At 47.0% G+C, this 11,102-nt stretch carries 14 protein-coding genes; 4 read left to right on the top strand and 10 right to left on the bottom strand.

Annotation, left to right across the window (positions count from 1 at the left end; all coding sequences use genetic code 11):
- Positions 1-6: 6 nt before the first annotated feature.
- The 4 genes from OM978_RS10245 to OM978_RS10230 all read left to right on the top strand — a co-directional run bounded on the left by OM978_RS10245 (position 7) and on the right by OM978_RS10230 (position 3,870).
- The gene (locus tag OM978_RS10245) at positions 7-996 is read left to right on the top strand and encodes an aspartyl/asparaginyl beta-hydroxylase domain-containing protein (protein WP_264346787.1); all 990 of its coding nucleotides are present in this window, start codon (positions 7-9) and stop codon (positions 994-996) included.
- Between the two features lie 274 nt (positions 997-1,270).
- The gene (locus OM978_RS10240; protein ID WP_264346786.1) at positions 1,271-2,206 is read left to right on the top strand and encodes an alpha/beta fold hydrolase; all 936 of its coding nucleotides are present in this window, start codon (positions 1,271-1,273) and stop codon (positions 2,204-2,206) included.
- Between the two features lie 138 nt (positions 2,207-2,344).
- Entirely contained in the window at positions 2,345-3,046 is a 702-nt protein-coding gene (locus tag OM978_RS10235) for an alpha/beta hydrolase (RefSeq protein WP_264346785.1), read from the top strand.
- Positions 3,046-3,870, top strand: a complete 825-nt coding sequence (locus tag OM978_RS10230; RefSeq protein ID WP_264346784.1) for a substrate-binding periplasmic protein — start codon at positions 3,046-3,048, stop codon at positions 3,868-3,870. Before OM978_RS10235 ends, OM978_RS10230 begins: the two co-directional genes overlap by 1 nt.
- A 60-nt stretch (positions 3,871-3,930) precedes the next feature.
- Here OM978_RS10230 and modC read toward each other — a convergent pair whose 3' ends face one another.
- From modC to OM978_RS10180, 10 genes are all read right to left on the bottom strand, one after another.
- The gene (gene modC / locus OM978_RS10225; protein WP_264346783.1) at positions 3,931-4,995 is read right to left on the bottom strand and encodes a molybdenum ABC transporter ATP-binding protein; all 1,065 of its coding nucleotides are present in this window, start codon (positions 4,993-4,995) and stop codon (positions 3,931-3,933) included.
- The gene (modB, locus tag OM978_RS10220) at positions 4,992-5,672 is read right to left on the bottom strand and encodes a molybdate ABC transporter permease subunit (protein ID WP_264346782.1); all 681 of its coding nucleotides are present in this window, start codon (positions 5,670-5,672) and stop codon (positions 4,992-4,994) included. Before modB ends, modC begins: the two co-directional genes overlap by 4 nt.
- A 15-nt stretch (positions 5,673-5,687) precedes the next feature.
- Positions 5,688-6,446, bottom strand: coding sequence for a molybdate ABC transporter substrate-binding protein (modA, locus tag OM978_RS10215; RefSeq protein WP_264346934.1), 759 nt, complete (start codon positions 6,444-6,446; stop codon positions 5,688-5,690).
- Positions 6,443-7,093, bottom strand: a complete 651-nt coding sequence (locus OM978_RS10210; protein WP_264346781.1) for an NTP transferase domain-containing protein — start codon at positions 7,091-7,093, stop codon at positions 6,443-6,445. Before OM978_RS10210 ends, modA begins: the two co-directional genes overlap by 4 nt.
- A gap of 23 nt (positions 7,094-7,116) precedes the next feature.
- A complete protein-coding gene (gene glp / locus OM978_RS10205) occupies positions 7,117-8,373 on the bottom strand; it encodes a gephyrin-like molybdotransferase Glp (protein ID WP_264346780.1) in 1,257 nt (418 codons plus the stop codon).
- Between the two features lie 26 nt (positions 8,374-8,399).
- Positions 8,400-8,864, bottom strand: a complete 465-nt coding sequence (locus OM978_RS10200) for a molybdenum cofactor biosynthesis protein MoaE (protein WP_264346779.1) — start codon at positions 8,862-8,864, stop codon at positions 8,400-8,402.
- Position 8,865: 1 nt separating this feature from the next.
- Positions 8,866-9,117 carry a molybdopterin converting factor subunit 1 gene (gene moaD / locus OM978_RS10195; protein WP_264346778.1) on the bottom strand — a complete coding sequence of 84 codons (252 nt, stop codon included), beginning with the start codon at positions 9,115-9,117 and terminating at the stop codon, positions 8,866-8,868.
- Entirely contained in the window at positions 9,114-9,590 is a 477-nt protein-coding gene (moaC, locus tag OM978_RS10190) for a cyclic pyranopterin monophosphate synthase MoaC (RefSeq protein WP_264346777.1), read from the bottom strand. Before moaC ends, moaD begins: the two co-directional genes overlap by 4 nt.
- A gap of 32 nt (positions 9,591-9,622) precedes the next feature.
- Positions 9,623-10,141 (bottom strand): molybdenum cofactor biosynthesis protein B, encoded by a 519-nt coding sequence (moaB, locus tag OM978_RS10185; RefSeq protein ID WP_264346776.1) that lies wholly within the window; start codon positions 10,139-10,141, stop codon positions 9,623-9,625.
- Between the two features lie 127 nt (positions 10,142-10,268).
- The gene (locus tag OM978_RS10180; protein WP_413691169.1) at positions 10,269-10,979 is read right to left on the bottom strand and encodes a HesA/MoeB/ThiF family protein; all 711 of its coding nucleotides are present in this window, start codon (positions 10,977-10,979) and stop codon (positions 10,269-10,271) included.
- Positions 10,980-11,102: the final 123 nt, after the last annotated feature.

The following is an 11,102-nucleotide window of genomic DNA, read 5'->3' as shown; positions in this document are numbered from 1 at the left end:
TTTAATATGAGTCTCAGCATTTTTATTATCGCCATAGTCGCGCTCTACTCCATCGTCTCCGTGATTTATGTTTATCGCTGGCGTGGACAAGCGCGCTATCAGTCTCTGACCCAATACCTGCGAAAAAGCTGGCCTGTGTTTGCGCCACTGAATTGCCTGCTGTACATGACAACAAAAGCCGAAGCACGTAAGAGCGTGTTAGATGCGGCCTACCTGAAGAATATTTCTGTGCTGAGGGCCAACTGGAAGATCATCAAAGAAGAAGCCTTAGCCCTGCAGGCAACCGGTGCCTTTGAGGCCATCAAAACGCCTGGCTCTGTCGGTTATTACGACGTGGGGTTCCGCACTTTTTATAAAAGAGGCTGGAGCAAGTTTTATCTGATGTGGTACGGCACCACTCATAACTCTGCGATGCGCTTGTGCCCACAGACAGTAGCTTTGCTGAAACAAGTGCCTGGCATACAAGGTGCGATGTTTTCTATTCTACCACCTGGTTCAGAACTCAGCCTGCATGCAGACCCTATGGCCAGCTCATTGCGCTACCATCTGGGCCTTGATACTCCAAACTCCGAAGACTGCTATCTCAATGTAGATGGGGTGCATTGTAGCTGGCAGAACGGCGAGGATTTTGTCTTTGATGAGACCTACCCTCACTATGCAAAAAACAATACTGAAGCATCGAGGCTGATCTTAATGTGTGATGTAGAACGACCGATGAATAGCTTTGGGCGGGTGTTTAACTTGCTGTATCGCTTTTTGATCAAAGGCACCTTGGTGCCCAATACTGCTGAAGATAAAACAGGTCTGTTCAGCACCCTATTTGCAGCCATCGCCCCTTTACGTCAAAGCACCCTGAAACTTCGCTCTGAACGGCGTCAACTTTACAAGGCGCTGAAACTGACGTTGAACTGCAGCTTGATGGCACTGTTGTTTACTATCTTATTTGCGTTTTTTAGCTTATTTGAATCCTTTTTATCAGTTCGCTTGTGGCTCTGATAGCTCTGATGAGGGTGTACGTAATCACGCTAATAATCAAACGCTGTTGCAGGAAGAGCAACCTTCTTTAAGCTCCGCCATCAGATAATCGCCCAGTATTCCATGTTACTCCGGGCGAAATCCGTTTAAATTTTTTCACCAGTCACCAATTAACCTCTAATATAAATATTGACAGGTTACTTATAGCAGCTCACCCTAGCCTAGAGTAACCCCTGTAATGCGACCAATAAGGTTACAAGACTAATCAGGTAACCCATAACTTCACGGAGACATCATGAATATCAAAACCATTCTGTTTGCCGTCGTAACTCTGTTCGCGGCTTTCATAGCAAAGGCTGAGAGCAGTTCTGTACAGGTTCATCACCAAAGCATAGATATTCAGGGTGTCGATGTATTCTACCGCGAGGCTGGGTCAGCAGCTGCGCCTGCAGTGCTGCTGTTACACGGTTTTGGTGCTTCGTCACATATGTTCCGCGAGTTAATTCCTAAACTGGCTGAAAAATATCATGTGATAGCACCAGATTTACCAGGTTTTGGACAAACTACTGTGAAACCAGGTGTTCAATTTAAGTATAGCTTCGACAATCTGGCGTCCGTCATCGACGCCTTTACTGTGGCGAAAGGACTGCAACGTTATGCCATCTATGTATTCGATTACGGCGCTCCGGTCGGCTGGCGCCTGGCTGTAAAAAATCCTGAAAAAATTACTGCTATCGTCAGTCAGAATGGCAATGGTTATGAAGAAGGGTTAAGCGCAGGTTGGACTGATATTCGCAAAGCCTGGGCTGCACCTACTCCTGCAAACCGCGAAACTCTGCGCCAGTTCAATTCGCTAGACATGATCAAGTGGCAATACACTGAAGGCGTCCAGGACACCACTCTGCTGGCACCAGAAAGTTACCAATTGGCTTATGCGGCAATAGAGCGTATCGGTGTTGAGGTACAGATAGACTTGTTACTTGACTATGGTCAGAATATTAAACAGTACGAAGAACTGCATAAATTTTTCCGAAGCCACCAACCGCCGCTGCTGGCTATCTGGGGTGAAAAGGACCCATTTTTCTTGCCTGCTGGTGCTAAAGCTTTCAAACGCGACAATCCAAAAGCGCAAATTAAGTTTTTAAACACTGGCCACTTTGCTATAGAAACTCATGGCAGAGAAATAGCAGCAGAGATGCTGAAGTTTTTAAACGCGACTACCAAACCTTAAACGATAGCGGCGGGCCCAACCAAAGAAACGGATTCGGCTCGCTACTTTTTATACCCTGCTTCGTCAGAAGTCCCCACTCAGCAATGAGTGCTGAAGGCCAGCAGGCTAAGACCTTTATGTCTTCATAAGGAAAGCTCTATGTCGGGTTTGAACGCACCAAGTCGCGTCAAAAACATCTTGTTAGTTCATGGTGCCTTTGTTGGAGGCTCTGGCTGGCAAAGTGTGTATCAATTGCTGCAACAGCAAGGGTATCAGGTTGCTGTGATGCAAAATCCTACCTCGTCACTGGCAGATGATGTTGCTCGTACCAAAGATGCGATAGCTGCAATGCAAGGACCTGTCCTTTTGGTTGGTCATTCTTATGGTGGCGCTGTGATCACAGAAGCAGGTAATGATCCCAAGGTCAAAGGGCTGGTTTATATTGCTGCTTTTGTGCCGGATGCGGGCGAGTCGGTCAAAACTTTAGTGGACAGCTTCCCATCAGACGCGCCCCATGCCCCTATCATTCCGGCACAAGATGGCTTCGTTCGCCTCGATAAACAAAAGTTTGCGGCCTCATTCGCGGATGATATTCCATCACCGCTGGCGGATTTTATCGCGGCATCGCAGATCCCATGGGGTCTGGCGGCGCTGACTGGCACAGTAACAGTTCCGTCCTGGAAGGCGAAGCCTAGCTGGTATCTGCTAGCGAAAGACGACAAGATGATCCCTGCTTTGGCTCAGCAGCAGATGGCCAATCGAGCTGGCGCTCTGGTTTGCGAAGTATCTGGCAGCCATGCAATTTATATCTCTCAATCTGAAGCTGTTGCAGCTCTGATTGCAAAAGCCAGCCTACTCTGATGACTACCGTATTGCTCAGGTTCAAATACAGCTGTGCGGCGCTTTTGTGGTTCGTAGCGCTGCTCAGCTCAAGCTCAGCAAAAGCCGTAGACGTATTAGACTGTCCGGCGAAAGCCTGGTCGGTCGGACTATACGAGCATGGCTTGTTATTTTTTCATGGTCGCAGCGGGATAGACAAAGATATTGTCGATGAAATTCGTAAGCGTACAGGCTGTAAGCTCTATAGCAGTCTGATACCCAGAGCCAGGATCTGGCACGATTTGGAACAGGGAACGCTTGATATCAGTGTGTCTGGTATGGCTTCAACTAAACGTCGCCGCTTTGCCTGGTTTATTCCATACATGCAAATGAAAAGTATGGTGGTGTTAGCCCCTTCAGTGCCATTATCCGTTGTGCAAGCGGCTGATTTTCTAAAGCGCTCAAATTTAATTTTTGGTGCAGTGCGATCTTTTCAACATGGTCAACTCAACGATGAGCTGTTACAACAGCTGGCAACCTTGGGCAGACTGCAATACTACCCGGACAGCAGAACCTTGTTTAAAGCCTTGAAGCAGGAACGGGTTCACGCCATTTTTGCTCAGGTGCCAGCCTACCGTCATTTTATCCCTGAGTTGCAACTCAGCCCGAAGATACGAATTCTGGATTGGGCGCTGCAAGAAGAAGGCCTTCAGCATGGTTTAGTCTTAGCAAAATCCAGCTTCACTGAACAACAGATGGAGCAATGGCGTGCTTTAATGCAGCAGATGAAACAAGATGGCACTTTGCAGCGGATTTTTACGCGTTATTTGTCAGAACAAGAAGCTCTGGCATTGGAAGTGCTTTAGCAAAACGTCCCCTAAGCGGCAAAAACGGCTTTGCTCCTATGCCTAGTGCTTGTTGCTTATTTACTCGTCAATTGCTGTCGCTTTAATTAACGCCACCACAAAGCAACCAACACTCAGCTGTAAGCGGGTTATGGCTTGCGGACTTATCATTGACAGCAGGATTTGTTGATCAACAAGTTGCAGTGTCACTATCACGTTATTTTTGTAAGGCTCTATCGCTATGACTTTAGCCTGGAGCTGATTCTGAAAACTAACATCCTCCAAAGCACTCAGCGATAACGCAACGTCGCTGGCTTTCACTCTTAAGCGAGTGCTTTTTTTCTGTTTTAATTGTGCAGACGCCGCAACAAAAAATCGGGTCTGTGCAGCACAAAAATACCCAGAGTTGGCAGTTGAGATGAACTCACCTTCTATTACCACAGTCGGATCTGAGTATTCAAATAAAGGCGTGCAAGGATCCGCCAACACTTCGGTAAGTTTTTGTATTGACGTCACCTTACCACCCTGCATAAATGCAACATGGTCGGCAAGTTGCTCGACTTCGGTCGGATCGTGGCTGATCAAAAGGGCGGGCAGAGCCGTTTCGCGGACTAAACGTCTGATAAAAGGAATAATCTCAGCTTTGCTCTGGCGATCCAGCGCGGTGAAAGGCTCATCCAGCAGCAAGATTTGCGGGCTGCGCAATAAGGCCCTTCCTAACGCGACTCGTTGTTTTTGTCCGCCGGAGAGCTTGTTGACGTCACGACTCAGTAGTGGCTGCAACTCAAGTAATTCAAGCACCGCAGGTAGATCTATGGCTCTTATGGCCTTTGGCGTACGAAGGTAACCGTAGAGTAAATTATCCATAACAGATAAATGTGGTAACAGACTGCTGTCCTGCAATACCAAACCAATACGGCGCTTGGGCACAGACAAAAAATGCTGCTCATCCTGCCAGCATTCGCCGTTAAACAGAACATGAGCACCAGCAACTCGATCAAGACCTGCTATAAGCCGAAGCAGACTGGTTTTTCCGCTGCCAGAGCGGCCAAACAGCGCGGTGATCCCTTGCGCCGGCAACACTGTATCCACTGTTAAGCTGAAATCGGTTCTGCGCCAATTGGCTTGTACTTTTAAGCCCTTCATGATTTGGTCTCAACACTTTTTTGAATGCCATAGACCAAAAACAGTACCAAAAATGAAAAGCCAAGCAGCAGCAAAGATAATTGATGTGCCGCCTGATAGTTCATGGCTTCGGTGTGGTCGTAAATAAGTACAGATAACACCCGGGTTTCTCCTGGGATACTGCCACCGAGCATCAAAATTACACCAAACTCGCCCATAGTGTGGGCAAAACTTAAGGTCGCAGCGACAATAAAACCTCCACGGCAAAGCGGCAAAATCACACTGAAAAACCGGTCGACAGGACCAGCTCCCAGGCTTGCCGCTACCTCAAGCGGTGTATGCCCCAAGCGAACAAAAGCCTGATACAAAGGCTGTACAGCAAAAGGCAAAGAATAAAGCACCGACGCTATTAATATACCTTCAAAACGAAACGCCAGATGGCCTATTCCGACACTATCCAGATAGTGGCCAATAGCGCCCTGCGGCCCCAGTAATAGCAGCAAGTAAAAACCCAATACGGTCGGCGGTAAAACCAAAGGCAGTGCGACCAGAGTCTGGATACAGGTACGAAAAACATCATGGCCACGACTCAGCCACCAGGCCAGAGGCGTCGCAATAAGAAGTAAAATCATTGTGCTATACGTGCACAACCGTATGGTAACAAAGATAGCTTGCCAGTCCGCGCTGGATAATTCCATAGGGCCTTGTCTGAGTTATTGTGAGTCCGGCACCGTGAAGCCGTACTTTTTCATGATGAGATGAGCACTGTCCGTTGCCATAAAGCGGGCAAAGTCGAGTACTTCCTTTTTGTCTTTGCCTCTCTGGGTCACTACATACCCCTGAGTCAGCGGTTTATGCAACTCGGCAGGGATCAGAGAGTAACCCTGACTTTTAAAGTCAGGAAACTTCACCAGCGACAACGCAATCACAGCTATATCCGCAGCTCCGGATTGAGCCATTTGAGCCGCCTGCGCTATATTCTCTGCAAAGACTAACTTTGACTGCACTTGCTGCCAAACCCCAGCCGCCAGCATTGCTTCTTTGGCTCTCATGCCATAAGGAGCATGAGTAGGTTGTGCTATAGCAATACGTTTGAATTTTTGATTGGTCAAATCAGCGAGGGTCAGACGACTGGCATCAGTAGAGGCACTCCAAAGCACAATACGACCAAGAGCGTAAACTTCAGGTTCTGACGCCGCAAGGCCTGCTGCTTTCAGTCGTTGTGTAAAAGCAATATCAGCAGAAAAAAACAGATCATAAGGCGCACCATGAATGATCTGAGTTGTCATTTTGCCTGAAGACCCATAAATCACCTCGATCTGAGCCTCTGTATGCAACCGCTTGTACTCAACTATCACCTCATCTAAGGCAAAACGTAAATCAGAAGCTGCAGCTATAGTGATTCTCTCTGCACTGAGTAAAGAAGAGAAACAGAGTAAAAGCAAAGCCAACAAAGACGCTCTCATAGCTATTCACTCCCCCTGATACTTTGATGAGTCTGATCTGAGGAAACAGCTGATGTTCCCTGATCCTGGTAAGCAATTAACCACTGCTGCAGCGCTTCCCTGGTGTCTATGTCACAGTTCGCATTCTCCATTGCAACCTCTGTAATACGATAACTGGGGTTATACAACAAGGCTTTAGCGCCTTGCTCACCGGAAAGTTGCTTTAACTCAGAAAACAAAGAAGGGGCAAAAATTGCCGGTGCCCCTCTTCTTCCATCGTACAGAGCACAAGCTGCATCTGCGTCTTTAAACGCATCCCTAAGCCGGAGGAAGTCCTCTGCCTGTATATTGATTTGGTCAGCCAACACAATAACAACACCATCATATTGATCCGCAAGCTGATTTACAGCAAAGCTGATGCTTTGTCCCATACCCAGGTTCCAATGCGAATGATAAAGCACCGGAATATCGGCAATTTCTCCTCTGGCTCTAGCCCCCAGGATATCCTGATGCCAATAACCAGAGATCAGATACAAAGGCCCATCAAAGCAAACCATGGCTTGTTGCAATACTCTGCCTAAAACAGGTGTCCCAGCAGCGTCGGCCAATAATTTACAACCGCCAAAACGTGACGAGTTTCCGGCAGCCAAAATAATAGTTACCAATCTGGTCATTCAGCACCACCTTCAGAGCCTGGTTAAAAACGCTGGTTAAAAAACTGAATTTCTACCCGCTCAGAAACCTGCATATCTCCCTGCTCTGCACTCAAACAAAGATAACAGTTTGCCTGGCTCATTGAAGATAAAACACCTGAACTTTGGTTTCCTAGAGGCCGCACTTTAAGCAGGCCCTGCTCATCACTATAAGCAATAGCACGCTGAAACTCCGCTCTGCCGGGCTGCTTCTTTATAGGTGATTCGAGTTCTGCATAAAAAACCACAGCAGGGCTATGCTCTGACTGACCAGCCAGCTTATTAAGCCCAATCCGCACCAACAGATCAAAAGTCACAGCTGTGGAAACAGGATTGCCTGGTAAACCAAAAAAGTAGCTGTTGGGTAAGGTTCCAAAAGCAAAAGGTTTTCCGGGTTTAGCTGCAACTTTCCAAAAGCCAATCTGTCCGACCTGCTGTACTACTTCCCGGGTAAAATCAGCATCGCCAACAGATACACCTCCAGAGCAAATCACCAGATCGGCCAGTTGATCGCCCTGTAAGAATGCGTCTCTGATTTTAAGTTTATCATCAGGAATAATGCCTAAATCAATCACATCACAATGTGCTTTTTTCAGCATGGACAGCAAGACTATTCTGTTACTTTCATAAATTTCGCCATCGCTAAGCTCTGCGCCAGCCTGTTTTAGCTCATCGCCAGTTGATAATACGGCGACCCGAGGTTTAGCAAAAACTTTGACTTGTGTAATGCCTATAGAAGAGAGCAATCCTAAATCTACGCTATTGAGGCGTCTCCCAGCGGCAAACACCTGCTTATCTTTTTGTAAGTCCTCACCCGCAAGCCTGATAAATTCTCCAACCCGGCAAAGTTCGCCCGGCCTGATGTAAACAAACTCCTCCTCAATCCGCGCATTTTCCTGGATCAGTATAGAAGTGGCGTCCTTTGGCACTACAGCACCTGTGGTGATACGGATACAATCGCCTGGTTTCAGCTGACCGTAAAATGGTATTCCAGCGTAAGAAGTGCCCACCAAATGAAATTTTGATTGTTGGATAACTGCACCCAGGCTGCTTTCTTCAGTCACAAGAGCGTATCCATCCATAGCTGAATTATTCTGCAGAGGAACATTTATCGGAGAAACCACTGCCTCTGCCAGCACTCTGTCAAGGGCATGGTCCAGGTCAACCAGCTCAATACTTTGAACTGGCTCAATCCCCTGCCAGACCAACTGCTTTGCTTGTGCAACAGAAAGCATAGTCTGACTGACTGTTTTAGTGTCCATGCACTGACTCCCCTTTCTCAAGTTGGTTATAAACCTTTAGCCTGCCAGAGCGCTTTCGCCTCCAGTTCTTTCTGATTAAATTCAACCCATCGACCGCCCTTGTCTGTGGCTTCTTTTTTCCAAATTGGCACCTCAGTTTTCAGAAAGTCCATAATGAACACAGCTGCAGAAAAAGCATCTGAGCGATGTGCACTGCTGACTGCAACCATCACAATCTGTTGAGAAACCAAAAGTTTTCCAACTCTGTGGATCACTCTGATCCGGTCAAGTGACCAATGTCGACGGGCTTTTTCGATGATAGCCAGTAGCGCCTTTTCTGCCATACCCGGATAATGTTCTAACTCCAGCTCCATCACCTGATCGCCCTGATTAAAATCTCTGACTAAACCAGTAAAAAGTACTACAGCTCCGGACGAGGTTGCTCCATCGAGCATGTGCTGGTACTCAACTGTCAGATTAAAATCCGCCGTTTGAATGGCAACATAATCCACATTAACCTCCGGTGACAGGCGGGAAAAATGCAACTTCATCCCCTGCTTTGACCAGCGTATCCGACCCAACCAGTTGTTGATTGACAGCACACATTAGCTGGGAGGACTGTAAATGTTCCTGCCATGAGGGGTGGGTTTGGATGATAAAATTGATTAAGGCTCTGATGTCCAAAGATTCGCACAGGTCTAGCTCAATCTGATCACAACCTAATAACTCTCTCAGTTGAGCGAAAAACAAGATTTTTGTCCTCATTCAGTACGCTCCCAGTCACCACTTTTTCCACCTGATTTAGCCAAAACCCTGACGCCATAGATTTCCATCATAGGGTCTTCAGCTTTACACATATCAAATAAGGTCAGCAGTGCAACAGAGACAGCTGTCAGTGCTTCCATTTCAACGCCGGTCTGACCTTGCAGTTTGCACAAACTGTATACACGCACCTGATGACTTTGTGGTATCAGCTCAAAATCGACAGCAACTTTAGTCAAGGCTAACGGATGGCACAAAGGGATCAGATCTGCACACTTTTTTGCCCCCTGAATGCCAGCAATACGGGCCGTAGCTAACACATCGCCTTTCTTATGTTTCTGTTCAAGCAGCATCCTAAAAGCTGATTCAGACATCTGTATAAAGCCCTCGGCTTTGGCCTCCCTGACAGAGAGTTGTTTGCCTGTGACATCCACCATAGAGGCTCGGCCATGTTGGTCAATATGTGTCAATCCCATGCCATACCCTGAGTTATTAAAAAGATTGTGGATCAGAGAGCCTTTAACAGCGCCGCATAGTTACAAGGTTTATGCCTTGAATCTAACTGATCTTTGATAATATGAGTCCATGCTGTCTTGCAGGCTCCACTGGATCCAGGCATACAAAAAATAAGAGTTCCGTTTGCTAGGCCTGCTACAGCGCGGGATTGAATAGTAGAATTACCTATCTCCTGATAGGACACTTGTCTGAACACCTCGCCAAAGCCCTCGATCGTTTTATCAAATAACGGCCGTACAGCTTCAGGGGTCGAATCTCTGGCAGCAAAACCAGTTCCACCGGTGATCAATACCACTTCAATTTCCTCTGACGCAATCCAGTGGGCAACCAAAGCACGGATTTGATAAAGCTCATCTTTAAGGATTTTTTTCTCAACCAAATGATGCCCTTCAGCTAACACTTGTGTTTTCAGGTAAGCACCAGAGCTGTCAGTCAGCTCATCTCTGGTGTCAGAAACGGTGAGAATTGCGATATTCAGCGGAACTAGTTGAGCGGTAGCAGAAGTCGTCATACCCAATTTACCTTTTATTAAAACAGAGGAAGAAACACATTTAAATAACCAGAGTAAAGCGCAACGCGAAGTACAGGCTTTTTTTCTTTTTTATATTCGTAAACAAATCAACTTTCTGCCTGCCTTATCACGTCACCGGACAACCGCAGACCGGACAATCCGGGTCCGCCACTATCCTGAAACTGTTAAAAACCATGTGTTGAACATCTACACACAACAAGCGCCCAGTAAGAGGTTCACCCGTTTTGCAAATTAACTTCAACACTTCTGCCGCCTGTATTGATCCGATAATACCTACGGTGGGTGAAAAAACACCAGTCTCTGAACAGCTTTGTGGTTGCTCAGTAAAAAAGCGGCTGAAGCACAGATAACAGGGGTCTCCGCTTTGCATACTTAAACTGGCCACCTGGCCTTCAAATCGTATCGCAGCGCCTGACACTAAAGGCACCTTTTGCTCAAAACAAAGCTGATTGATTTGCTGCCTGCTGCTCAGGTTATCTGTGCAGTCTGCGACCACATCAACCTGTTTCAGCAGCTCTGCCAGTTCAGACTGAGCTAACCTACGATCCAAGGTATCAATTTGAACCTCTGAATTGATCTGACTGAGCGTATTTTTTGCGCTGATCACTTTTGCACAACCTAGTGCTGACTCAAAATGCAGAACCTGTCGTTGCAGGTTGGTTTTTTCTACCCTGTCGTCATCCACTAATGTCAGTTTGCCAATACCTGAAGCCGCCAGATATTGCGCGGCAGCACAGCCCAGCCCACCCAACCCCAGGATCAGGACGTGCGCGTTATGGATCTTGGTTTGTCCTTCAAGTTCTATGGAAGGAAGCATAATATGCCTGCTGTATCGCAGCATTTGCCCGTAGCTGAGTTCTTTATCTGTCATAAATTATAATTTCTTTTAATTCAACACCTTATAGAAGAGTATGCCAAAAATGTACAATCGGCCACCTCT

Origin of the sequence: Rheinheimera sp. MM224 (assembly GCF_947090785.1) — a bacterium.
Lineage (GTDB): Bacteria > Pseudomonadota > Gammaproteobacteria > Enterobacterales > Alteromonadaceae > Pararheinheimera.
Note: the sequence above shows the minus strand (reverse complement) of the source record. Positions and strands in the feature narration are given on the sequence as shown.

Coding starts and splice junctions, on each gene's coding strand:
- OM978_RS10245 (WP_264346787.1), top strand. CDS start 7: ATGAGTCTCAGCATTTTTATTATCGCCATAGTCGCGCTCTACTCCATC.
- OM978_RS10240 (WP_264346786.1), top strand. CDS start 1,271: ATGAATATCAAAACCATTCTGTTTGCCGTCGTAACTCTGTTCGCGGCT.
- OM978_RS10235 (WP_264346785.1), top strand. CDS start 2,345: ATGTCGGGTTTGAACGCACCAAGTCGCGTCAAAAACATCTTGTTAGTT.
- OM978_RS10230 (WP_264346784.1), top strand. CDS start 3,046: ATGACTACCGTATTGCTCAGGTTCAAATACAGCTGTGCGGCGCTTTTG.
- modC (WP_264346783.1), bottom strand. CDS start 4,995: ATGAAGGGCTTAAAAGTACAAGCCAATTGGCGCAGAACCGATTTCAGC.
- modB (WP_264346782.1), bottom strand. CDS start 5,672: ATGGAATTATCCAGCGCGGACTGGCAAGCTATCTTTGTTACCATACGG.
- OM978_RS10210 (WP_264346781.1), bottom strand. CDS start 7,093: ATGACCAGATTGGTAACTATTATTTTGGCTGCCGGAAACTCGTCACGT.
- glp (WP_264346780.1), bottom strand. CDS start 8,373: ATGGACACTAAAACAGTCAGTCAGACTATGCTTTCTGTTGCACAAGCA.
- moaD (WP_264346778.1), bottom strand. CDS start 9,117: ATGAGGACAAAAATCTTGTTTTTCGCTCAACTGAGAGAGTTATTAGGT.
- moaC (WP_264346777.1), bottom strand. CDS start 9,590: ATGGGATTGACACATATTGACCAACATGGCCGAGCCTCTATGGTGGAT.
- moaB (WP_264346776.1), bottom strand. CDS start 10,141: ATGACGACTTCTGCTACCGCTCAACTAGTTCCGCTGAATATCGCAATT.
- OM978_RS10180 (WP_413691169.1), bottom strand. CDS start 10,979: ATGCTTCCTTCCATAGAACTTGAAGGACAAACCAAGATCCATAACGCG.